Raw genomic sequence first — 22,336 nt, 5'->3', positions numbered from 1 at the left:
TTTATTATTAGCCCGGGGCCGAGTTGTTAAAATAACCAAAAACAACGCGGCCGGCCTTGTCATCAACCGTGCCGCCCACATCTGACCGACCATGAACAAGCGTGCGCCCTTATCCAGCATCCTCGCGGACTTCCATCCCGCCGTCGCGGCGTGGTTCGGTGCGGCCTTCCCTGCCGCGACCGAGGCGCAACTGCGCGCCTGGCCGCTGATCCAGGGCGGCAAGCCCACCTTGGTCGCCGCGCCGACCGGCTCAGGCAAGACGCTGACCGCCTTCCTGGCCGCCATCGACGCGCTGGTGCGGGAAAGCAGCGCGGCGCCGCTGCCCGATGAGACGCAGGTACTGTATGTGTCGCCGCTGAAGGCGCTGTCCAACGATATCCGCCTCAATCTCCAGGCGCCGCTGGAGGGGATCGCCGCCCAACTGGCCGCCATGAAGCTGCCCCCGCACGGCATCCGCACGGCGGTGCGCACGGGCGACACCACGACGGCCGAACGCATGGCGATGCGCAAGCGCCCGCCGCACATCCTGGTCACGACGCCCGAATCGCTGTATGTGCTGCTGGGCTCCGACAGCGGCCGCGCGATGCTGGCCACGGTGCGCACCGTGATCGTGGACGAAATCCACGCCGTGGCCGGCAGCAAACGAGGCAGCCACCTGGCGCTCAGCCTGGAGCGTCTGGACGCGCTGTGCGCCCGCCGCCCGGTGCGGGTGGGCCTGTCGGCGACGCAAAAACCGTTGTCGCTTGTTGCGGCGTTTCTTGTCGGCGGCGGCGCAGCCCCGGGCGGCGATCATAGCGATGGCCGCGCCGTTGGCGGTGGCGGCGCAGCAAAGGGCGACGGCCCTGACGGCAGCGCCGGTACGCATCCCCCCACTTGTGCCGTCGTCGACGTCGGCCACGTACGCGCGCGCGACCTGGCGCTGGAATTGCCGCCGGTGCCGCTGGAAGCGGTGATGCCGAACGAGGTATGGGAACGCGTCTACGACCGCATGGCGGAACTGGTGGTACTACACCGTACCACGCTCATTTTTGTCAACACGCGGCGCATGGCAGAACGCGTCGCGCGCCATCTGGGCGAGCGCCTCGGTCCGGAGCACGTTGCCGCGCACCACGGCAGCCTTGCCAAGGAATACCGCCTGGCAGCCGAACAGCGCCTGAAGGGTGGCCAACTGCAGGTCCTGATCGCCACCGCCTCGCTCGAGCTGGGCATCGATATCGGCGACGTCGACCTGGTCTGCCAGGTCGGCTCGCCGCGCAACATCGCCGCGCTGCTGCAGCGCGTAGGCCGCTCCGGCCACCACGTGGGCGGCATGCCCAAGGGCCGTTTGTTCCCGACCTCGCGCGACGATCTGATCGAATGCGCCGCGCTGCTGGACTGCGTCCGGCGCGGGGAACTGGATGCGTTGCGCATTCCATCTGCGCCGCTGGACGTGCTGGCGCAGCAGATCGTGGCCGAAGTGGCATGCCGCGAGTGGGGCGAGGATGAACTGTTTCAACTGGTTCGCCGCGCCCAGCCCTATGCGCAACTGGAGCGGACGCGCTACGACGCCGTGCTGCGCATGCTGGCCGACGGCTACACGACCCGCAACGGCGTGCGCGGCTCCTACCTGCACCGCGACGCCGCGGCCGGCTCGCTGCGCGGCCGGCGCGGCGGCAAGCTGACCGCCGTCACGTCCGGCGGCACCATCCCGGACAACGCCGACTACACGGTGCTGCTGGAACCGCAAGGCCAGTCGGTCGGCACCGTCAACGAAGACTTCGCGATCGAAAGCATGGCGGGCGACGTATTCCAGCTGGGCAACACCTCATACCGCATCATGAAGGTCGATGCCGGCAAGGTGCGCGTGGAGGACGCGCACGGCGCCGCGCCCAACATCCCGTTCTGGCTGGGCGAGGCGCCCGGCCGCAGCGACGAACTGTCGGCCGGCGTGGCCCGGCTGCGCGCGGAGATCGACCGGCAGTTGGCTGATCCGGCGCCGTCAGGCGTTCCCGGCGCCCCCAGTGCCTTCAGTGCCCCCGCCACCCGCAGGCAAGCGCCGGCGGCCAAACGCGGCGGCACGGACGGTAGCAAAAGCAGCGGTGGAAGCGGCAACGCGGGCGCCGGCGATGGGCTGGCCGCGCTGGACCGTGCCGTGGACTGGTTGACCGAGCACCTAGGCCTGAACGAGGACGCGGCGCGCCAGATCGTCGACTATCTGGCCCGGGCGCGCTCGGCACTGGGCGCCCTGCCTACACAAGACACGCTCATCATGGAGCGCTTCTTCGACGAATCCGGCGGCATGCAGCTGGTATTGCACGCGCCCTGCGGCAGCCGGATCAACCGCGCCTGGGGACTGGCGCTGCGCAAGCGCTTCTGCCGTACCTTCAACTTCGAACTGCAGGCTGCCGCCACCGAAGACGCCATCATCCTCTCACTTTCCACCAGCCACAGCTTCCCGCTGGACGAGGTATGGCGCTACCTGCGCGCGGCCACGGCCGAACCCATCCTGGTCCAGGCACTGCTCGACGCCCCCTTGTTCAACGTGCGCTGGCGCTGGAACGCCACCACCGCGCTCGCCCTGCCGCGCTACACCGGTGGCCGCAAAGTCGCGCCCCAGCTGCAGCGCATGAAAAGCGACGACCTCCTGGCCTCGGTCTTCCCCGACCAGGCGGCATGCCTGGAAAACGTGGTGGGGGAACGCGAATTGCCCAGCCACCCGCTGGTCGACCAGACGCTGGACGATTGCCTGCACGACGCCATGGACAGCGAAGGCTGGCTCGCCCTGCTGCGCCGCATGGAAGCGGGCGAAGTCCAGCTGCTGTCGCGCGACCTGCCCGCGCCCTCGCCCCTGGCGATGGAAATCCTCAACGCCCGCCCCTACGCCTTCCTGGACGACGCGCCGCTCGAAGAACGCCGGACCCAAGCCGTCATGAGCCGGCGCTGGACCGACCCCGCCTCCACCGACGACCTGGGCGCGCTGGACATCGGCGCCATCGCCAGCGTCGCAGAGGAAGCCTGGCCGAATGCCCGCAACCGCGACGAAGTACAGGAGGCGCTGGTGGCGCTGGCCTGCATCACGCCGGCGGAAGTGCTTGGGCAGGACGGCTGGCCGGCCTGGCTTGAGGAACTGGCCGCCCAAGGTCGCGCCACGCGCCTGCGCGACAGCCGAGGCGCCGACTTCTGGGTGCCGCTGGAACGGCTGGACTGCCTGCAAGCCGCCTATCCCCAGGCACTGGCGTCGCCCTTCCTCGCCATCCCCGACAGCCACCGCGGCAACGGCAGCGAGGACTGGACACGCGACTCGGCGCTGGTCGAGATCCTGCGCGCCCGCCTGAGCGGTTTCGGCCCGCAGCCGCTGGCGGCCATCGCCTCCGCGCTGGCGCTCCCCGAAACCAGCGCAGCCATCGCGCTGGCGCAGCTCGAAAGCGAAGGCTACGTCATGCGCGGCCGGTTCACGCCAGGCGCAAGCGACGAGGAATGGTGCGAGCGCCACCTGCTGGCGCGCATCCACCGCTACACCATCAAGCGGCTGCGGCGCGAAATCGAGCCGGTCGAGCGGCAAGACTTCATGCGCTTCCTGTTCGACTGGCAGCACCTGTCGCCAGAGACCCAACTGCAGGGCCAGGAATCGCTGCCGGGCGTGCTCGCCCAACTGGAAGGCTACGAGGCCGCCGCCGGCGCCTGGGAAAGCGACCTGTTCGCGCTGCGGCTGCGCGACTACTCCACTTTATGGCTGGATGACTTGTGCCGCTCCGGCAAGGTAGTTTGGACCCGCGTCGGCGCGCCCCGCTCGGCGGCCGGCGGGCCGGTACGCAGCACGCCCATCGTGCTGCTGCCGCGCCGACAGACCGCGCAATGGCAAGCCCTGCCCGCCATTGCCGGCGCGCCGGAGATATCGCCGCGCGCAGCCGACGTGCTAGAAGCCTTGCGGCGCGACGGCGCCATGTTCTTCGACGACCTGCAGCACGATGTGCGCATGCTGCCCGTGGAACTGGAAAACGCGCTGGGCGAACTGGTTTCTACAGGGCTGGTCAATGCCGACAGCTTCGCCGGCATGCGCGCCATGCTGCTCCCCGCGAACAAGCGCGCCAGCAACGACAAGAAGCGGCGGCGCGGCGCCGGACCGACCATGGAGGAAGCCGGCCGCTGGGCGCTGGTGCGGCGCGCCGGCGCCGAAACGCCTGCCGCCGCAGCTCCCGCGGCGCCGGCCGGGAAGCTGGCCGCAAAGCCGGCCCGCAAACCGCGCACCGATCCAGCCGTCCTCGAACATGTCGCAATGACTTTGCTGAGGCGATACGGTGTGATGTTCTGGCGGCTGCTGGAACGGGAAGCAGCCTGGCTGCCGTCATGGCGCGAACTGCTGCCGGTGTACCACCGCCTCGAAGCGCGCGGCGACATCCGGGGCGGACGTTTCGTGGCCGGCTTCTCAGGCGAACAGTTCGCGCTGCCCGAAGCCATTCCGCTGCTGCGCGAAGTGCGGCGGCGCGCGCCGGACGGCAGCCTGGTATGCATTTCCGGCGTCGATCCGCTCAATCTGTGCGGCACCCTGCTGCCGGGCGACAAGGTGCCCGCACTGGCCGGCAACCGCATCCTTTTACGCGATGGCGTACCGGTGGCGACCATCGTCGCCGGAAAGATAGCCTACCTCTCGCCGCCCGGCGCGGAACGCGAACTGCTGCACGCCCACTTGGTGGGCAGGCATTAGCACCAGGCATGAGCGCTACACCGGGTCAATCGAAAAAGGCGTCCGCCGGATTCAAGGTCAGGTCGGCACGCTGCTGAGGGGTCTTTTCATTCCAGGTTTTCCAGCCTTCCGCCTGGAGCTTGTTCACGCTGTCCTTGTTCCTCTCGAAAATCTCAACGCTCTCGGACGTCATGTTGACAAAGCGCGATTCGGAAATCCAGGCCGGGAAATCCCTGTGCATCGTACTGTAGTCGGACAAGCCATCGGTGCGCAAAGGCAGCAACTGGAATCCATCGCCGTGCACGAAGCGCTCGAGCACATAGTAGCGCTTCCCGGCTTCGACATTGACCTCCAGGAAATGCGCACGTCCGCCAACTTGCAGTGCCATCAGCAGATGGCGTCCGGGCGTGAAGTTGAGCGCGGCCTTGGTGTGCGATCCCGTCGTGGCCAGGTGGGTCCTGGTGTCGCCGTTCACCTCGAACAGGCCGACCGGATGCACGCCCTGGACCGGGTTGATCGGCTCGAGAAACACGATTTGCGCCTTCTTCTTTGGCGGCGCAGGCACTCTTTGGTCTGGCGATTCCGTGAACTGCTGCACAACCGGCGGAGCGGCGCAAGCGCCGAGTGCCAAGACCAAGGGCAGAAAAACTGCCGGACGGAGATGTTTCATGTGGGCCCAATCGGTTTAATCGACGACAACTTGCATTGTCCATGTATGCAGAATCATAACTGCACCCAGGCCGATTACCAATATCGCCGTTCAGGAAACCTTAGGGCGCCTCGAAATACCCGTCGTTCCCGCGCAGGCGGGAACCCATACGTCGCATGCGCAGAGGCGTTGCATGGACTCCCGCGGGGGCGCCGAGCCCTGCGCGGGAATGACAGTTGGGCGGTCATTCGAGGTACCCCTCAGGCAGTTGCCAAGTAGCCATTCCTATCCTTTAGCAGGCGGCGTGGTTGACAGTAACGACGTGGATGGCGAGGCCGCCCAGCGAGGTCTCTTTGTATTTGACCTGCATGTCCGCGCCGGTCTGGCGCATGGTCTCGATCACTTCATCCAGGCTGACGAAGTGCGTGCCGTCCCCTTTCAACGCCAGCGATGCGGCCGTGATGGCTTTCACCGCACCCATGCCGTTGCGCTCGATGCATGGAATCTGCACCAGTCCGCCGATCGGGTCGCAGGTCATGCCGAGGTGGTGTTCGATGCCGATTTCGGCCGCGTTTTCGATCTGCAGATTGCTGCCGCCCAGCGCCGCCACCAGGCCCGCAGCCGCCATCGCACAGGCCACGCCGACTTCGCCCTGGCAGCCGATTTCGGCGCCGGAAATCGACGCGTTGCGCTTGCACAGCATGCCGATGGCCGCTGCCGTCAGCATGAATACGCGCACGCCTTGCACCGGGTCGCTCGGATGGCAGTCTTCCGCATAGTAGCGCAGCACCGCCGGAATGATGCCGGCCGCGCCGTTGGTCGGCGCCGTGACAACGCGGCCGCCGGCGGCATTCTCCTCGTTCACCGCCATCGCGTACAGGCTGACCTGGTGCAGCGCGTCGTGCGGCAGCGCGTTGGCGCGGTCGCCGCCATTGGCTTGACGCCACAGGTCGGCGGCGCGGCGCTTCACTTTCAGGCCGCCCGGAAGCTGGCCGGCCGTCACCAGGCCGTGGGCGATGCAGTCGTGCATGACGTGCCAGATGCGGTCTATGCCTGCGTTCAGCTCTTCTTCGCCGACCCGTGTCAGCTCGTTCGCACGCAGCATTTGAGGGATGGTCAGGCCGGTGCGCTTGCCGTGTTCCAGCAACTGCGCCATGGTGTCGAATGGGTACGGCAGTACCGCTGCGGGACGGCCGTCGATGCCGCCGGTCTCGCCCTCTTCGCGGATAAAGCCGCCGCCCACCGAGTAGTAGACCTTGCTGCTGACGCTGCCGCCGGCCCGTTTGAGGGTAAAGCGCATGCCGTTCGGGTGCTCGGGCAGGGTTTCGCTTTTGTGGAACAGCAAATTCGCCGCGCGCGTAAACGGCACCGCGTGGGTGCCGAGCAGGCGCAGCTCCTTCTTGTCTTCGGCGGCCGCCAGCATGGCGTCGACTTGCGCCGGATCGACATGCTGCGGCGTTTCACCCATCAGGCCGAGTATCACGGCCTTGTCGGTGGCGTGGCCGACGCCGGTCAGCGCCAGCGAGCCATACAGCGCGGCTTCCACCTCAATCACATCATCCAGGGGACCGGCGTCGACCAGGAAACGGCGCGCCGCCACCATCGGTCCCACGGTGTGGGAACTGGATGGCCCGATGCCGATTTTAAACAGGTCGAAAACGCTCATGTCCATAGGATGTCTCTTTATAGTAGTTGTGGGTAGTCTACCGTGGCGCTCAGGCGGCCTGGCCCAGGCTGACGTCGATGTGCGCCAGCATGTCCTTGACCATCTCTTCGGTGCCGACGCGGGCCCTCCAGCCCCAATCGGCGGTGGCGTGGCTGTCGTCCAGGCTGTGCGGCCAGGTTGCCGCGATGGCCTGCCGGCCGTCCGGCTTGTATTCGATCTTGAAGCCCGGCACGGACCGCGCGATCGCCTCGGCCAATTGCGCGGGACTGAACGACACGCCGGCCACATTGTAGGAGGAACGTACTTTAATTTGCGAGGCTGGCGCTTCCATCAACTCCACGGTGGCACGGATGGCATCGGGCATGTAGATCATCGGCAGCGTGCTTTGCGGGCCGAGGAAGCATTCGTAGGTTTCGCCGCGCAGCGCCGCATGGAAAATCGCGATGGCGTAGTCGGTGGTGCCGCCGCCCGGTGGCGACTTATAGCTGATGATGCCGGGGTAGCGGATGCTGCGCACGTCCACGCCGTATTTGAGGAAGTAATACTCGCACAGGCGCTCGCCGGCCAGCTTGCTGATGCCGTAGATCGTGGTCGGATCCATGACGGTCAGCTGCGGCGTGTCGTGCGACGGCGTGTTCGGGCCGAAGGCGGCAATCGACGATGGCCAGAACACGCGCAGCGGCTTGCCCTCTTCGCCGCGCACGCGCGCCACTTCGAGGATGTTCAGCAGGCCGTCCATGTTCAGGGTCCAGGCTTTCAGCGGCGCCGCTTCACCGGTGGCGGACAGCATGGCGGCGAGCTGGTAGACCTGGGTGATGCCCTCTTCGGCCACCAGGCTGGCGAGTGCATCCTTGTCCAACACGTTCAGCACCTGGTAGCGCGCCGCATTGTAGACGTTGCGGGTGCCGATATCGGTGGCGATGACGTTCTGTGCGCCGTGCTTCTGCGCCAGCGCATCCACCAGTTCGCTGCCGATCTGGCCGTTGGCGCCGATGACTAAGATTCGTTCCATGCTGTTCTTTCTCTGATTTTTAGTTCTTCAGCAGGCCGAGTTCCCGGCCCGCCTGCTCGAATGCTGCGAGTACGGTGTCCAGCTGTTCGCGGGTGTGGGCGGCGGAGAGCTGCACACGGACGCGGGCCTGGCCCATCGGTACTACCGGGTAGAAGAAGCCGCTGAGCAAAACGCCCAGCTCATACATTCGTGCAGCGAACTTTTGCGCCACCGGTGCGTCGAACAGCATCACCGGCACCACCGGGTGCGTGCCCGGCTTGATGGTGAAGCCGATGCGCTCGATCTCCTTGCGGAAATGCGCGGTGTTTTCGTGCAGGCGGTCGCGCAGCTCGGTCGAGGCGGACAGACGCTTCAGCACTGCCAGCGAGGCGCCGGCGATGGACGGCGCGAGCGTGTTGGAGAACAGATAGGGACGCGATTTCTGGCGCAGCGTGTCGATCACTTCCTTGCGGCCGGAGGTGAAGCCGCCCATCGCGCCGCCCAGGGCTTTGCCCAGGGTGCCGGTGATGATGTCGATCTTGCCGACCACGTTGTGGTGCTCGTGCGTGCCACGGCCGGTCTTGCCCATGAAGCCGGATGCATGGCATTCGTCTATCATCACCAGCGCGCCGTATTTCCCGGCCAGCTCGACGATCTTGTCCAGCTGGGCGATGGTGCCGTCCATGGAGAACACGCCATCGGTGACGACGATCTTGTTGCGCTTGCCGGCCGCGTCCTGCAGCTGCTTTTCCAGGTCCGCCATGTCGTTGTGCGCGTAGCGGAAGCGCGCGGCCTTGCACAGGCGGATGCCGTCGATGATGGAGGCGTGGTTCAGCGCGTCGGAAATGATGGCGTCGCTTTCGTCGAACAGCGGTTCGAATACACCGCCGTTGGCGTCGAAGGCGGCCGCGTAGAGGATGGTGTCTTCGGTGCCGAGGAAGGTGGAGATCGCTTGCTCCAGTTCCTTGTGCACGGTCTGGGTGCCGCAGATGAAGCGCACCGACGACAGGCCGTAGCCGTATTTCTCGGTCGCATCGATGGAGGCCTGGGCCACCCACTCCTCGCCCGACAGGCCGAGGTAGTTGTTGGCGCACATATTGATCAGGGTGCGGCCGTCGTCGGCCACCACTTCGGAGCCCTGGCGGGAAGCGATCACGCGTTCCGGCTTGTACAGACCCTGCTCGCGCAGGGTGTCCAGGTTCTGCTTCAGGCCGGTGTAGAAGGCGTTTTTCGCTTGTTCGCTCATGATCTTCCTCTTATATGGTGGTTGGGTTATGCTGTCGTGATCCTTGGAGTTTACTCCAGTTTTTTCACCACACCCTTGAAATCCGTTATTTCGAACTCAAGTTCAATATAATGGATATTACCGAACTCTATTGAACTTTGCAATATATAGAAAATTGAAATCCGCATGAAAGCACCCGCCACAAGCAACGCCCCGCCGGAAGTCGGCGCCGCCCTGCAACGCCTGCGCCTGGCCCGCGGGCTGACGCTGGAAGACCTGTCGCGCATTGCCGGGGTATCGAAATCGATGCTGTCGCAGATCGAGCGCGAGAAGGCAAACCCAACCATCGCCATCACTTGGCGCCTGGCGAACGCGCTGGGCGTGGCCATCGGCGAATTGCTGTCGGAGTCCGGGAAGAGTGTCGAAACGATCAGGGTGCTGGACGCGCACGAAACGCCCACCCTGCCGGGCGCGCACGCGGGCTACACGATGCGCATCCTGGGGCCGATGGAACTTGCAGGAAAATATGAGTGGTACGAACTGACGCTGGCGGCCGGCGGCGAACTGGTGTCCCAGGCGCACGACCCCGGCACCACCGAGCACCTGACGGTGCTGCACGGCGCGATGGAACTGGAAGTGGGCGGCAGCAAGAAGAAAATCAAGATGGGCGGCACTGCCCGCTACCCGGGCGACCTCGATCATGCCATCCGCAACGCGGGCAAGACCGAGGCCAAAGCATTACTGGTGGTGATCCACCGCTAGAAATTCGCGCAGCACGGTGACCAGCAGTTCGTGGTCTTCCCGCTGCGGCAAGCCCGAAACGGTGATGGTGCCGACCGGGCCGGTGCCCTTGATCAGGAGAGGAAAGGCGCCGCCGTGCGCCGCGTATTCCGAGAAGTCCAGGCCGCTGTGTTCTTCGAACGTCTTTCCCTTGCTGCGGTACTGCGTGCCCATATAGTACGAACTGTGGCCGAAGCGCTGGACGACATTGTTCTTGCGCCGCACCCAGCCCGCGTTATCCGGCGTGGTACCGGCCATCGCGTGATGGAACAGCTGATGGCCGTTGCGCGCGATGTCGACCGTGACTGCCTTGCCGTTCCGGCGGGCGTACTCCACCAGCCGCAGGCCCAGCGCCAGGGCGTCCTCGTTCGAGAAGCGCTCGAACTGCAGCGCTTCCTCCTGCCGGCCGAGCTCCTCAAGCAGGATGAGTTGTTCTTGCATGCCGGTCCTTTACAGGTATATTGACAAATCGACGGTGCGGCGCTCGCGGTGGCTTTGCCGCGCGGCTTCGATCACGCGCACGACATCGAGCGCGTCGGCCGCGGCGACCGGGACCGGCTGGCCGCCGGCGATTGCCCGCGCCATGCCGGCGTAGTAGCTTTCGTAACTGCCGGCAGCCGTGCGCACGCGCTGGCTGGCGGCAGCGCCATCCGAGGCCAAGGTCACGGTCGCATAGTTGGCGGCGTCGTCCTCGCCCCAGCCCGCATCGCCCGGCCGCGCGCCCGCTTTCAGCGCCGTTTCCTGGCCGTCGATGCCGTATTTCGTGAAACTCCCCCGCGTGCCGTGCACTTCGTAGCGAGGCCCTGGCGCGCACACCTGCATGCCGGCGCGCAGCACAGCCTTGCAGTGGCCATAGTCCATCGTCAGGTGGAACAGATCCTCGACTTGCGCACCGGCGCGCTGCACCGACAAGTCCGCAGTCACGGCCAGCGGGAGGCCGAACAGTTGCAGCGCCTGGTCGATCAGGTGCGAGCCCAGGTCCCACAAGATGCCTGCGCCGGGCTGCTCCTGCTCCTTCCAGCGCACCTTCACTTCCGGCGAGTAGCGGTCGAAATGGGCGTAGTAGGAATGCACGGGCCCGAGGCGCCCCGACTCGACCCAGCTGCGCAGCGTGAGGAAATCATTATCCCAGCGGCGGTTCTGGAACACGCTGACCAGCAGTCCCTTGGCGTTAGCCAGCGCGATCAACTCCTCGCCTTCCGCCGACGACAGCACGAAAGGCTTGTCGACGACAACGTGCTTGCCCGCCTCCAGCGCGGCGCGGGCCAGCTCGTAGTGGCTCGCGTTGGGGGTCGCGACAACGATCAGGCCGATGCCGGGATCCGCCAGCATGGCCTTCGGGTTCGGGTCCAGTATCACGCCCGGATAGTCGCGCTGGATTTCGTCCGCGTCGGCGCTGCCGCTGGAGATGCGGGCCAGCTTCAGGCCCGCGGCGCCAGCCGCTGCGATCAAGGGTGCGTGGAATACTTTGCCGGCGAGGCCGTATCCGATAAGGCCTACGGAACATGGTTGCATGGGCTTGCCTTTACTGTTCGTGTTGAATGAGACATACCCCGCAACTATAGACGATCTGCGCAAATCGCGATCAGAACCATGCTTCCACCTGGACGCCCGCGGACGCACCGCTGGTCTTGCTGCCGAACACCGGGCCGCTGTTGTTGGCGGCGTTGACCGCCGCCGTGGCCGCATCGTTCCACTTGGCGTAGGTGACGAAGGCGCGCAGCTCCGGGCGGTCCCAGTAAGCAGGGCCGACCGCGATCGTCGGCGCGAACGTCACCTTGGTCAGGCGCATGGCGTCACCGCCGGTGAGCGACGTCACGCGGCTGGTGGCCACTTCCGCCTGCAGCTTGAAGTTCTGCGTTAACGCGTACACGGGGCGCGCGCCGAGCGTGGTCCAGGTCTGCGTGCGAGCTGCGGCGGACTTATCCTTTTGCAGCAGCGCGACGAACTCCATGCTGAACTTCCCGGTGGGCTGGATAACAATGTTGTCGAAAATCCGCAAGCGCTTGACGTCCGAGCCGAGGTCCGTGCTGCCGGCCGCGCCCATGCGGTCGCAGCACGGGCCGCCGATGCCGGTTCCGGGGCCGACGCCGTATTGCACGCCCACCTTATTGAAACCGCCAAAGAAATCGCCCTGCCTATGGAACATCGACAGCTGCCAGCCGCCATGCTTGCCTTGGGCGTCCGCGCTGATCAGCGACAGCACCGCGTCCACCGTCCCGTTGGCGTTGACCGGCAGGTCTTCGTAGGCGAAGTTCTGGCGCAGCGCGGAGGCGGCGTCCGTGCGCAGACCGGTCTTGGGATCGATCGAATTGAAGTCGTTGTCCTTGAAGACGGCGTAGCTGAATTTTCCCGGGCCTGCCTTGATGCGATCGAGGCCGCCACCGGTGCCGTTCAGGTTGATATATTGCAGGTCCAGCATGTGGATGTCGGGACGGAAGTAGTAGCGCTTGCCGATCCACGCGACGCCGCCGTTCAGGAAGTCCAGGCCCTTGGCTTCGACGTAGGCTTTGGCCAGTTCGACTTTGCCGCCCCCGAAGTCCGAGTTCGGGGTATAGGCCACGCCCCAGATGGTGCCGACGAAGCTTACGCCGTTGGCGGACTTGGCCAGTTCCTTGGTGTAGCCGCCTTCGAAGAATGAGTCGCACTCGTTGCCGAACCGGTACTTCATCGAGTTGCCGCCCAAACCGTAGCAGGTCTGCGCCCCGTGCGTGGAGCTGACGCCGGCGCCGGCACGGAAGTAGCCGTGGAATTCGCCTTCGGCTTCGCTGGCGCTCGCCATGCCGGCGCTGCCCATCATTGCGGCAGCCAGCGCGACCATGGTGGCCAGGGTTGCCTTGGCGGCGGACCGGGTATTCAAGTTACGTGCGTTGCTGTTCATTCTTCTTCTCCGTTTTTTATATGTGGTGTAGGGCACCACTCCCTGAGCCGGGCGGTTCAAAATCCTGGGCGCAAGGGGACCCCTGCGGGGTTGTGCGCCGCTTTTAATCGGTATATCGGATGGAACGCCGGGCCCCGAGGCCCGGCTTAAACGGCCTTAGCCCGGCCGGACTTGCCCTATGGCGCGCTCCCAGCCATGCAGCAGCGCTTGCGCGCGGTCACGGCTGATGGCCGGTTCGAACACACGCTCGACCCGCCATTGGTCCGCCAGTTCGGCGGTGCTGCGGTAGATGCCGCTGGACAGGCCCGCCAGATAGGCGGCGCCCAAGGCGGTGGTTTCCGTCACTTGCGGACGGATGACGGGAATGCCGAGCAGGTCGGCCTGGAACTGCAGCAGCAGCGAATTGGCGCAGGCGCCGCCGTCCACCCGCAACTCGGTGATGGGTGCGGAGGCGTCCGCCACCATCGCCTGCAGCAGGGCCGCGCTCTGGAAGGCGATGGACTCCAGCGCGGCACGGGCGATGTGCGCGACGGTGCTGCCCCGGCTCAGGCCCAGGATGGCGCCCTTGGCGGCAGGCACCCAGTACGGCGCGCCCAGGCCGGTGAAGGACGGCACAAACACCACGCCGCCCGAATCCGGCACCGACGCGGCCAGCGCTTCGATGTCGGCCGAGTCCTCGATGGCTTTCAGCCCGTCGCGCAGCCACTGCACCACGGCGCCGCCGATGAAGACGCTGCCTTCCAGCGCATATTGTCTGTCCTCGCCCACCTGGCAGGCGGCGGTGCTGATCAAGCCATTGCGCGACTCGGCGCAGTCGGCGCCCGTATTGAGCAGCATGAAACAGCCGGTCCCATACGTGTTCTTGGCCATGCCGGGTTTGAAGCAGGCCTGCCCGAACAGCGCGGCCTGCTGATCCCCGGCGATGCCGCCGATGGCAAGTTCGGCGCCCAGCCACTGCGCATCCGTGCTGCCATACTGGTGGCTGGACGGGTGCACCTGGGGCAGCACCCCGGGCGGAATTTCCAGCCACGCCAGCAGTTCCGGGTCCCAGCGGCCGTCGTGGATATTCCACAGCATGGTGCGGGCGGCGTTGCTCGTGTCGGTGACGTGCAGGCGTCCACCGGTCAGGTTCCAGACCAGCCAAGAGTCCACGGTGCCGAAGGCCAGCTCGCCGCGCTTGGCGCGTTCACGGGCGCCGTCCACGTGGTCCAGTATCCATTTCAGTTTGGTGGCGGAGAAATACGGATCCAGCACCAGGCCGGTCTTGCGCTTGATCGCGTCGGCCAGGCCGTCGCCGCGCAGGCGTTCGCACAGCGGCTCGGTGCGGCGGTCCTGCCAGACGATGGCGTTGAAAATCGGCCGTCCAGTGCTGCGCTCCCACACCACGGTGGTTTCGCGCTGATTGGTGATGCCCAGCGCGGCGATCTCGTGCGCGCCGATGCCAGCTTTGGCCAGCACCGCGCGGGCGGTCGCCAGCTGGCTTTCCCACAGGTCGCGCGGGTCGTGCTCGACCCAGCCGGGCTGCGGGAAGATCTGCTTGAATTCCTGTTGGGCCGATGCGAGCACCTCGCCGTTGTCGCGGAAGATGATGCTGCGCGAGCTCGAGGTGCCTTGATCCAGTGCCAGCAAATAGGCCATACCTAATCCATCCAGTTGTGCAAAGTTCGATGGCGCGGCCGTGCCCCCTCCCATGCGGGAGGAGGCGCAGGCCTTGCGCGTGGGTTTGGACGCGGGCGCAGCGCAGGTGCAAAGCGCCCACGCCGCAGCTGTCGTGCTTAGCGCACTTTGCCCGCAGACCAGGCTTTCAACAGCTCGTCGTAGGGGATGGTCTCCCCCTTCGGCTTCTCGTTGGCCAGTTTGGCCCACGGCGCGCCGGTGTTGCTCAGCTGCGTGGCCGGATCTTTCTTGTCGTTCAGCTTGGGCGCGCAGGCTTTCATGCCGGCGCGCTGCAAACGGCCCATGATGGCGTCCATCTCGTCGGCCAGCGTGTCCATCGCGCCCTGCGGCGTTTTCTCGCCGGAGATGGCGGTGGAGACGTTCTTCCACCACAGCTGCGCCAGCTTGGGGTAGTCGGGTACGTTGTTGCCGGTCGGCGTCCACGCCACCCGCGCGGGGCTGCGGTAGAACTCGACCAGGCCGCCCAGCTTCGGCGCCATGTCCGTCATCGCCTTGGAGCGGATGTCGGAATCGCGGATGAAGGTCAGGCCGACCATGGATTTCTTCAGCGAGACCGTCTTCGAGGTGACGAACTGCGCGTACAGCCAGGCGGCGGACATGCGGTCCGGCGGCGTGCTTTTCAGATAGGTCCAGGCGCCCACGTCCTGGTAGCCGTTCTGCATGCCCTCTTTCCAGTACGGTCCGTGCGGGCCGGGCGCCATGCGCCATTTCGGCGTGCCGTCGCCGTTCACCACCGGCAGGCCGGTCTTGGTCATGCTGGCGGTGAAGGCGGTGTACCAGAAGATCTGCTGCGCGACCTGGCCTTGCGCAGGCACCGGGCCGGCTTCGGAGAAGGTCATGCCGAGCGCTTCCGGCGGTGCGTACTTCTTCATCCAGTCCAGGTATTTGCTCAGCGCGTAGACGGCCGCCGGCGAGTTGGTGGCGCCGCCGCGCGCCACGGAGGCGCCCACCGGCGTGCACTTGTCGGCCGCGACGCGGATGCCCCATTCATCGACCGGCAGGCCGTTCGGCAAGCCCTTGTCGGCGGTGCCGGCCATCGACAGCCAGGCGTCGGTGAAGCGCCAGCCCAGCGACGGGTCCTTCTTGCCGTAGTCCATGTGGCCGAACACCTTCTTGCCGTCCAGGTCCTTCACGTCATTGGTGAAGAAGGCGGCGATGTCCTCGTAGGCGGACCAGTTCTGCGGCACGCCCAGGTCGTAGCCGTATTTGGCTTTGAACCTGGCTTGCAGGTCCTTGCGCGCGAACCAGTCGGCGCGGAACCAGTACAGGTTGGCGAACTGCTGGTCCGGCAGCTGGTACAGCTTGCCGTCCGGCGCGGTGGTGAAGCTGGTGCCGATGAAGTCCTTCAGGTCCAGGCCCGGGTTGGTGTACTCCTTGCCGGCGCCGGCCATGTAGTCGGACAGCACCACGGTCTGGCCGTAGCGGTAGTGGGTGCCGATCAGGTCCGAGTCGTTGACCCAGCCGTCGTAGATCGATTTACCGGATTGCATGGAGGTCTGCATCTTCTCGACCAGGTCGCCCTCCTGGATCACATCGTGGATCACCTTGATGCCGGTGATCTCTTCGAAGGCCTTGGCCAGGGTTTTCGATTCGTAGACATGGGTGTCCAGGGTTTCGGACACCACGTGGATCTCCTTGACGCCTTTGGCCTTGAGCTTGGCCGCCGCGCCGATGAACCAGTTCATTTCTTCGAGCTGCTGCGCGCGCGACAGGGTGCTGGGCTTGAATTCGCTGTCGATCCATTTCTCGGCCGACTTGCCGTCCGCTGCGGCATTGCCGCACAGCGCCATGACGGCGGTTGCCATTACACCCAGCTTGAACGCCGCTTGCTTGCATCGTTTCATGTCATCTCCAAGTTTTTTATTACCTTCCCTGTACTGCCTCGGCAGCGGCGGAAGGGTGCCGCTGCTGGAACCTCCACGTCTTCTTTAAGCTTTGGCCATCACGAAAATCAGGGCGATGAAGCCCAGCGCCGCGCCTATCCACTGGTTCATGTCGGTCAGCCCGACCCACGCCAGGTTGATGTAGGCGGCCGTCAGGAGGCCGATGAACAGGCGGTCGCCGCGCGTGGTACGCATCGGCAGGAAGCCCTTGCGCTCTATCGTCGGCGAGCGCAGCTCCCACACCGTCATCCCCACCAGCATCAGCGCGATGCCGATGAAGAACAGGGCCACCGGCGCGGTCCATGCCATCCATGCAAATGTCAGTTCCATCTCACACCCTCCCCATCGCGAAACCCTTGGCAATATGATTGCGGACAAACCAGATCACCAGCATGCCCGGCACCAGCGTCAGCACACCGGCCGCCGCCAGCACGCCCCAGTCCATGCCGGTGGCCGATACGGTGCGCGTCATGATGGCGCTGATCGGTTTGGCGTTGACCGACGTCAGCGTGCGCGCCAGCAGCAGTTCCACCCAGCTGAACATGAAGCAGAAGAAGGCCGTCACCCCTACCCCGGCCTTGATCAGCGGCAGGAAGATCCGGATGAAAAAGCGCGGGAAGGAGAAGCCGTCGATGTAGGCGGTTTCGTCGATTTCGCGCGAGATGCCGGACATGAAGCCTTCCAGTATCCACACCGCCAGCGGCACGTTGAACAGCATGTGCGCCAGCGCCACGGCGATGTGGGTATCCATCAGGCCCACCGTCGAATAGAGCTGGAAGAACGGCAGCAGGAACACGGCCGGCGGCGTCATGCGGTTGGTCAGCAGCCAGAAAAACATGTGCTTGTCGCCCAGGAAGCGGTAGCGCGAGAAGCCGTAGGCGGCTGGCAAGGCCACCAGCAGCGACAAGCTGGTGTTCAACGCCACGTAGATGATGGAGTTGATGTAGCCGCTGTACCAGGACGGATCGGTGAAGATGGTCTTATAGTTGTTCCACGTCAGGTCGCGCGGCCACAGCGTAAACACGGACAGCGTTTCCTCGTTGGTCTTGAGCGAGGTGTTGAGCATCCAGTACAGCGGCACCAGCGTGAAGGCGACGTAGAGCAGCAGCGTGACGGCGCGCGGCAGCCGGTTATTCTTTGGGAAGTGATTAGCCATGTTCGGTCTCCGTGGTCTTGCCGCTGCTGCCGGCGCTTTGCATCCAGTTGTACAGCGCAAAGCTGAACAGCAGGATGATCAGAAAATAGATCAGCGAGAACGCCGCTGCCGGTCCCAGGTCGAACTGGCCCACCGCCTTCTGCGTCAGGTACTGGCTGAGGAAGGTGGTCGAGTTGCCGGGGCCGCCGCCGGTCAGCACGAAGGGCTCGGTGTAGATCATAAAGCTGTCCATGAAACGCAGCAGCACCGCGATCATCAGCACGCCGCGCATCTTGGGCAGCTGGATGTAGCGGAACACCGCCCAGCGGCTGGCGCCGTCGATCTGCGCGGCCTGATAGTAGGCGTCGGGAATGGAGCGCAGGCCGGCGAAGCCCAGCAGCGCCACCAGCGGCGTCCAGTGCCAGACATCCATCAGCAGCACGGTCAGCCAGGCGTCCAGCGTGTGCGAGGCGTAGTTGTAGTCGACGCCCAGCATGTGCAGCGCGTGCCCGCCCAGGCCGATGTCGGCGCGGCCGAAAATCTGCCAGATGGTGCCCACCACGTTCCACGGGATCAGCAGCGGCATGGACAGCACGACCAGCGAGGCGGACGACTTCCAGCCCTTGGACGGCATGGCCAGCGCCAGGCCCACGCCGAGCGGAATCTGCACCAGCAGCACGCAGACCGAGAAGATCAGCTGGCGCAGCAGCGCGCCGTGCAGCTCGGAGTCGCGCATCATGGCGCGGAACCACTCCAGGCCGACGAACACGCTCTGGGTCGGGCTCAGGATGTCCTGCACCGAATAGTTCACCACCGTCATCAGCGGCAGGATGGCCGAGAAGGCCACGCACAGGAACACCGGCAGGATGAAGAACCAGGCTTTGTTGTTATAGGGCTTGTTCACCGCGCTATCCTTTCATCGTTGCAGAAGAAGATCGTCTCGGGCCGCGCGAGCCGCAGCCAGTGCCGCCCCGGCTGCACCGGAATATCGCTGCCAAGCTTTCCCTTGAGCGGATGCCCGGCCACCGAACCGGTGACCAGCTGGCAGGTGCCCAGTTGCTGCACGCTGAAGATCTCCGCCTCCAGCGTGCCGGGCGAACCCGGCTGCGCCAGTTCGATGAACTCGGGGCGCAAGCCCATGCTGATATTGCCGCCGCTGCCCTTGGCGCGCTTGAGCGCGGCCACCGTGGCGCTGTCGAGCTCCAGCCGGTGCGCGCCGATGCGGACCGCGCCGATGTCGTCCGGGTCCAGGCTGACCGGGTAGAAGTTCATACCCGGGCTGCCGATGAAGTAGCCGACGAAGGCGTGGTCGGGCCGTTCGAACAGCGCGTCCGGCGCACCCTTTTGCACGATTTTCCCGTTCGTCATCACCACCACCTCGTCGGCGAAGGTCAGCGCCTCCACCTGGTCGTGGGTGACGTAGATCAGCGTCAGCTTGAGCTGCTGGTGGATCTGCTTGAGCTGGCGCCGCAGCTGCCATTTCAGGTGCGGGTCGATGACGGTCAGCGGTTCGTCGAACAGGATGGCCGACACGTCCTTGCGCACCAGGCCGCGGCCCAGGGAAATCTTCTGCTTGGCGTCGGCCGACATGCCGGCCGCGCGCTGCTGCAAGGCGCTTTCCATGCCGAGGATCTCGGCCACTTCATGCACGCGCTTGCGCACCTCCGCTTCCGGCACCTTGCGGTTGCGCAGCGGGAAGGCCAGGTTGTCGAACACGCTCATGGTGTCGTACAGCACGGGGAACTGGAACACCTGCGCGATGTTGCGGCCGCGCGTAGGCGTGCCCGTCATGTCCTTGCCGTCGAACAGGACCTGGCCGTGCGACGGCACCAGCAGGCCGGAGATGATGTTCAGCAGCGTCGATTTGCCGCAGCCGGACGGCCCCAGCAAAGCATAGGCGCCGCCGTCCTCCCACACCATATTCATCGGCTGCAGCGCGTAGTCGGACGGCGCGGCGGGGTTGGAACCGTAGGCGTGGCCCAGGTTGCGGAATTCAATGCGCGCCATGGCAGCTCTCCTTTGGTGCGCGCAGCAGTGCGCCGTCCGCGTCGAATAAGAATAGCTTGTCGGGGCTGACGCAGGCTTGCACCTTCGCGTCGATCGCCACCGCGTGCACACCCGGCAGTTGCGCCACCAGGCTGTCACTGCCCAGGTGCAGGTGGACATAGGTTTCCGAGCCGCTCAATTCGGACAGGTCGACCGTGCAGTCCAGGCGGTTGGCCTGGCTGTGGTCCGACGACAGCAGCACATGATGGCAGCGGATACCGACCTTGCAGGGCTTGCCCTTGGCCAGGCCCAGCGCGGCGCCGCCGATCTTCAGTGCCGGGCCGCTGGCCAGGCGCACCGTGTGTTCGTCCTCGACGCGGGCGTCGAGGATATTCATCGGCGGATCGTTGAAGATGGCGGCGGCGCGGATCGACGCCGGCCGCTCGTAGGTGGTCAAGGTGCGGCCCGTCTGCAGGATGCGCCCGGCGTCCATTACCACGGTGTGACCGCCCAGCAGCAACGCTTCCTGCGGCTCGGTGGTGGCGTAGACGACGGTGGTGTTCCCGTCGGCAAACAGCGACGCCAGTTCCATGCGCAGTTCCTCGCGCAGCTTGTAATCGAGGTTGACCAGCGGCTCGTCCAGCAGCACCAGCGGCGCGCGCTTGACCAGCGCGCGGGCCAGCGCGCAGCGCTGCTGCTGGCCGCCGGACAGTGCGCCCGGCAGGCGCTGCAGCAGGTGCCCGATGTGCAGCTTGGCCGCAATGGCGTTGACGCGCTCGGCCACTTCGGCTGCCGGGCAATGCTGCAGCCGCAGCGGCGCGGCGATGTTGTCGAACACCGTCATCGCCGGGTAGTTGACGAACTGCTGGTACACCATCGCCAAGTTGCGGTCACGTACGCTGACGCCGGTGACGTCCTTGCCGTCCACCAGCACCCTCCCCGCCGTGGGCCGGTCCAGGCCCGCGATCACGCGCATCAAGGTGGTCTTGCCGGCCTGGGTGGGGCCGAGCAGAACGTTGATGTCGCCCTGCACCAGCTTCAGGTCCAGGGGGTAGAGATGGGTCTCCGCTCCAACTCTCAGGCTTATGTCTTTAAGCTCTAATATCACTGCACTTCTCCTAACCTCGGTCTATCGTCACGCGATCTGCTGCTCTTCGCTTTGCGCCATCCATTGCCGGAGGCGCTCCACATGGTGCGGCTGGCAGTACAAGCCGCATTTGGTCCTGCGCCATAAAATATCTTCCGCGCTGCGCGCCCATTCCGCTTTCACCAGGTAGCGCGCTTCCCGTTCATATAAGCCCGGCGCCAGTTCCTCGCCCAGGTCCGCCATGCCGGCGGCCTTGCCCAGCATGCGCACGGCGCGGCTGCCGTAATTGCGCGCGTAGCGCTGCGCCAGCTTGGCCGGGAGCCACGGATACTGCGTCGCGAAACGCGCCAGGAACTGGCCGAAAGCGAGGTCCCCGGCCAACATGCCCGGTTTTTCAAGGTCGCCGCCCGGCAGCGGCGCGTGCGCGGTCCAGTCCGGGCCGCCGCCGCCCAGGCGGCGCTGCAGCATGGCCAGCGCTTCCTCGGACAGTTTGCGGAAGGTGGTGATCTTGCCGCCCCAGACGTTCAGGAAGGGCGGCCTGTCCTCGTCGCATTCGAGCAGGTAGTCGCGCGTCACGGCGGCCGCGTTCTGCGAACTGTCGTCGAGCAGCGGACGCACGCCGGCATAGGTGCTGACCACGTCGGCGGGGCCTATCTGCTTGCTGAAATAGCGGTTGGCCATGCCGCACAGGTAGTCCACTTCCTCATCGCTGATGGCGACCTTGCCCGGCTCGCCCGTGTATTCCAGGTCGGTGGTGCCGATCAGGGTGAACTCCTCCTGGTAGGGGATGGCGAAGATGATGCGCTTGTCCGGGTTCTGGAAGATGTAGGCATAGGGGTGCTCGAACAGGCGCCGCACGATGATGTGGCTACCCTTGATCAGGCGCAGGCCATGGCCATCGCGCGCGCCCATGGCGGCCTCGGCGAACTGGCCGGTCCAGGGTCCGGCCGCGTTAACGATGGCGCGCGCACGCACGCCGATACGGCCGTGCTGTTCGCTCTCCAGCGTCGCCTGCCATCCCGTGCCCTCCTGTTGGACGCCGGTGCACTTGGTGCGGGTCAGTATCGTGGCGCCGCGCTCGCTGGCATCGAGCGCGTTCAGCACCACCAGCCGTGCATCGTCCACCCAGCCGTCCGAATACACGAAACCCTTGCGGTAGTCGCCTTTCAGCGGGCCGCCGGCCACGTGTGTGCGCAACGAGACGCCTTCCGAGGCTGGCAGGAACGCACGCCGCGCCAAGTGGTCGTAGAGGAACAATCCGGTGCGTATCATCCACGCTGGGCGCTGGCTGGAATCGTGCGGCATCACGAAGCGCAGCGGCCACATGATGTGCGGCGCGGCGCGCAAGAGCACTTCGCGTTCCTGCAAGGCCTTGCGCACCAGTTTGAATTCATAGTATTCGAGATAGCGCAGGCCGCCGTGGATCAGCTTGGTGCTGGCCGACGAGGTGTGCTGGGCCAGGTCGTGCTGTTCGCACAGGATGACCTCGAGGCCGCGCCCGACGGCGTCGCGGGCGATGCCGACGCCGTTGATGCCGCCGCCCACGATCAGCAGGTCGCAGTCACGAAAATGTTTGTTTGTTTTCATATCCAGTCTCTCATCGGTTTGCGTGGCTGCACAGGCGCCAACGCAGGGTTTCCCTGTGCGCTCAGCTGAATTCGACGAGCTTTTATGACCGGTCATGCCGCTCTGTCAGGTGGTCATTCTACTCAC

17 protein-coding genes are annotated in these 22,336 nt (G+C 65.6%); 2 read left to right on the top strand and 15 right to left on the bottom strand.

Translation table 11 applies throughout. The features are described from left to right. Positions 1 to 91: 91 nt before the first annotated feature. A complete protein-coding gene (locus ACSQ8Y_RS08010; RefSeq protein ID WP_436265918.1) occupies positions 92 to 4,684 on the top strand; it encodes a DEAD/DEAH box helicase in 4,593 nt (1,530 codons plus the stop codon). 25 nt (positions 4,685 to 4,709) lie between these two features. Here ACSQ8Y_RS08010 and ACSQ8Y_RS08005 read toward each other — a convergent pair whose 3' ends face one another. From ACSQ8Y_RS08005 to kbl, 4 genes are all read right to left on the bottom strand, one after another. After that, a complete protein-coding gene (locus ACSQ8Y_RS08005; protein ID WP_436265917.1) occupies positions 4,710 to 5,195 on the bottom strand; it encodes a hypothetical protein in 486 nt (161 codons plus the stop codon). 409 nt (positions 5,196 to 5,604) lie between these two features. Further along, positions 5,605 to 6,984: an L-serine ammonia-lyase gene (locus tag ACSQ8Y_RS08000; protein ID WP_436265916.1), complete on the bottom strand. Its 1,380-nt coding sequence runs from the start codon at positions 6,982 to 6,984 to the stop codon at positions 5,605 to 5,607. A gap of 43 nt (positions 6,985 to 7,027) precedes the next feature. Further along, positions 7,028 to 7,990 carry an NAD-dependent epimerase/dehydratase family protein gene (locus tag ACSQ8Y_RS07995; RefSeq protein WP_436265915.1) on the bottom strand — a complete coding sequence of 321 codons (963 nt, stop codon included), beginning with the start codon at positions 7,988 to 7,990 and terminating at the stop codon, positions 7,028 to 7,030. Positions 7,991 to 8,009: 19 nt separating this feature from the next. After that, the gene (gene kbl, locus ACSQ8Y_RS07990; RefSeq protein ID WP_436265914.1) at positions 8,010 to 9,215 is read right to left on the bottom strand and encodes a glycine C-acetyltransferase; all 1,206 of its coding nucleotides are present in this window, start codon (positions 9,213 to 9,215) and stop codon (positions 8,010 to 8,012) included. Between the two features lie 165 nt (positions 9,216 to 9,380). Here kbl and ACSQ8Y_RS07985 point away from each other — a divergent pair, with 165 nt between their 5' ends. Further along, positions 9,381 to 9,956, top strand: a complete 576-nt coding sequence (locus ACSQ8Y_RS07985) for a helix-turn-helix domain-containing protein (RefSeq protein WP_436265913.1) — start codon at positions 9,381 to 9,383, stop codon at positions 9,954 to 9,956. Here ACSQ8Y_RS07985 and ACSQ8Y_RS07980 read toward each other — a convergent pair. The 11 genes from ACSQ8Y_RS07980 to glpD all read right to left on the bottom strand — a co-directional run bounded on the left by ACSQ8Y_RS07980 (position 9,933) and on the right by glpD (position 22,210). Continuing rightward, positions 9,933 to 10,415 carry a heme-degrading domain-containing protein gene (locus ACSQ8Y_RS07980; RefSeq protein WP_436265912.1) on the bottom strand — a complete coding sequence of 161 codons (483 nt, stop codon included), beginning with the start codon at positions 10,413 to 10,415 and terminating at the stop codon, positions 9,933 to 9,935. The two genes, ACSQ8Y_RS07985 and ACSQ8Y_RS07980, sit on opposite strands and share 24 nt — an antisense overlap. A gap of 9 nt (positions 10,416 to 10,424) precedes the next feature. Beyond that, positions 10,425 to 11,489 carry an oxidoreductase gene (locus tag ACSQ8Y_RS07975; protein WP_436265911.1) on the bottom strand — a complete coding sequence of 355 codons (1,065 nt, stop codon included), beginning with the start codon at positions 11,487 to 11,489 and terminating at the stop codon, positions 10,425 to 10,427. Positions 11,490 to 11,559: 70 nt separating this feature from the next. Further along, on the bottom strand, positions 11,560 to 12,855 hold the full coding sequence (locus tag ACSQ8Y_RS07970) for a maltoporin (protein ID WP_436265910.1): 1,296 nt from the start codon (positions 12,853 to 12,855) through the stop codon (positions 11,560 to 11,562). A 156-nt stretch (positions 12,856 to 13,011) separates the two neighbouring features. Beyond that, positions 13,012 to 14,493 (bottom strand): glycerol kinase GlpK, encoded by a 1,482-nt coding sequence (gene glpK, locus ACSQ8Y_RS07965; protein WP_436265909.1) that lies wholly within the window; start codon positions 14,491 to 14,493, stop codon positions 13,012 to 13,014. A gap of 137 nt (positions 14,494 to 14,630) precedes the next feature. Continuing rightward, entirely contained in the window at positions 14,631 to 16,337 is a 1,707-nt protein-coding gene (locus tag ACSQ8Y_RS07960) for an ABC transporter substrate-binding protein (RefSeq protein WP_436269782.1), read from the bottom strand. Positions 16,338 to 16,460: 123 nt separating this feature from the next. Beyond that, positions 16,461 to 16,745: a DUF2160 domain-containing protein gene (locus ACSQ8Y_RS07955; protein ID WP_436265908.1), complete on the bottom strand. Its 285-nt coding sequence runs from the start codon at positions 16,743 to 16,745 to the stop codon at positions 16,461 to 16,463. Position 16,746: 1 nt separating this feature from the next. Next, positions 16,747 to 17,571, bottom strand: a complete 825-nt coding sequence (locus ACSQ8Y_RS07950) for a carbohydrate ABC transporter permease (RefSeq protein ID WP_436265907.1) — start codon at positions 17,569 to 17,571, stop codon at positions 16,747 to 16,749. Then, complete coding sequence (locus ACSQ8Y_RS07945; protein WP_436265906.1) at positions 17,564 to 18,454, bottom strand: carbohydrate ABC transporter permease; 891 nt, start codon at positions 18,452 to 18,454, stop codon at positions 17,564 to 17,566. Before ACSQ8Y_RS07945 ends, ACSQ8Y_RS07950 begins: the two co-directional genes overlap by 8 nt. Beyond that, entirely contained in the window at positions 18,451 to 19,557 is a 1,107-nt protein-coding gene (locus ACSQ8Y_RS07940) for an ABC transporter ATP-binding protein (RefSeq protein ID WP_436265905.1), read from the bottom strand. Before ACSQ8Y_RS07940 ends, ACSQ8Y_RS07945 begins: the two co-directional genes overlap by 4 nt. Then, positions 19,544 to 20,644, bottom strand: coding sequence for an ABC transporter ATP-binding protein (locus ACSQ8Y_RS07935; RefSeq protein WP_436265904.1), 1,101 nt, complete (start codon positions 20,642 to 20,644; stop codon positions 19,544 to 19,546). Before ACSQ8Y_RS07935 ends, ACSQ8Y_RS07940 begins: the two co-directional genes overlap by 14 nt. 27 nt (positions 20,645 to 20,671) lie before the next feature. Next, entirely contained in the window at positions 20,672 to 22,210 is a 1,539-nt protein-coding gene (glpD, locus tag ACSQ8Y_RS07930) for a glycerol-3-phosphate dehydrogenase (RefSeq protein WP_436265903.1), read from the bottom strand. Positions 22,211 to 22,336: the final 126 nt, after the last annotated feature.

It is taken from the genome of Pseudoduganella sp. LjRoot289 (assembly GCF_964252925.1).
Taxonomy (GTDB): Bacteria; Pseudomonadota; Gammaproteobacteria; order Burkholderiales; family Burkholderiaceae_D; genus Rugamonas.
This window is presented reverse-complemented; position numbering and strand designations above follow the sequence as displayed.

Excerpts from the sequence above, each read along its gene's own strand:
- ACSQ8Y_RS07975 (WP_436265911.1), bottom strand. The coding sequence starts at position 11,489 with ATGCAACCATGTTCCGTAGGCCTTATCGGATACGGCCTCGCCGGCAAA.
- ACSQ8Y_RS07995 (WP_436265915.1), bottom strand. The coding sequence starts at position 7,990 with ATGGAACGAATCTTAGTCATCGGCGCCAACGGCCAGATCGGCAGCGAA.
- ACSQ8Y_RS07970 (WP_436265910.1), bottom strand. The coding sequence starts at position 12,855 with ATGAACAGCAACGCACGTAACTTGAATACCCGGTCCGCCGCCAAGGCA.
- ACSQ8Y_RS07940 (WP_436265905.1), bottom strand. The coding sequence starts at position 19,557 with ATGGCGCGCATTGAATTCCGCAACCTGGGCCACGCCTACGGTTCCAAC.
- ACSQ8Y_RS07950 (WP_436265907.1), bottom strand. The coding sequence starts at position 17,571 with ATGGCTAATCACTTCCCAAAGAATAACCGGCTGCCGCGCGCCGTCACG.
- ACSQ8Y_RS07955 (WP_436265908.1), bottom strand. The coding sequence starts at position 16,745 with ATGGAACTGACATTTGCATGGATGGCATGGACCGCGCCGGTGGCCCTG.
- ACSQ8Y_RS07980 (WP_436265912.1), bottom strand. The coding sequence starts at position 10,415 with ATGCAAGAACAACTCATCCTGCTTGAGGAGCTCGGCCGGCAGGAGGAA.
- ACSQ8Y_RS07985 (WP_436265913.1), top strand. The coding sequence starts at position 9,381 with ATGAAAGCACCCGCCACAAGCAACGCCCCGCCGGAAGTCGGCGCCGCC.
- glpK (WP_436265909.1), bottom strand. The coding sequence starts at position 14,493 with ATGGCCTATTTGCTGGCACTGGATCAAGGCACCTCGAGCTCGCGCAGC.
- kbl (WP_436265914.1), bottom strand. The coding sequence starts at position 9,215 with ATGAGCGAACAAGCGAAAAACGCCTTCTACACCGGCCTGAAGCAGAAC.
- glpD (WP_436265903.1), bottom strand. The coding sequence starts at position 22,210 with ATGAAAACAAACAAACATTTTCGTGACTGCGACCTGCTGATCGTGGGC.
- ACSQ8Y_RS07960 (WP_436269782.1), bottom strand. The coding sequence starts at position 16,337 with ATGGCAACCGCCGTCATGGCGCTGTGCGGCAATGCCGCAGCGGACGGC.
- ACSQ8Y_RS08010 (WP_436265918.1), top strand. The coding sequence starts at position 92 with ATGAACAAGCGTGCGCCCTTATCCAGCATCCTCGCGGACTTCCATCCC.
- ACSQ8Y_RS08000 (WP_436265916.1), bottom strand. The coding sequence starts at position 6,984 with ATGGACATGAGCGTTTTCGACCTGTTTAAAATCGGCATCGGGCCATCC.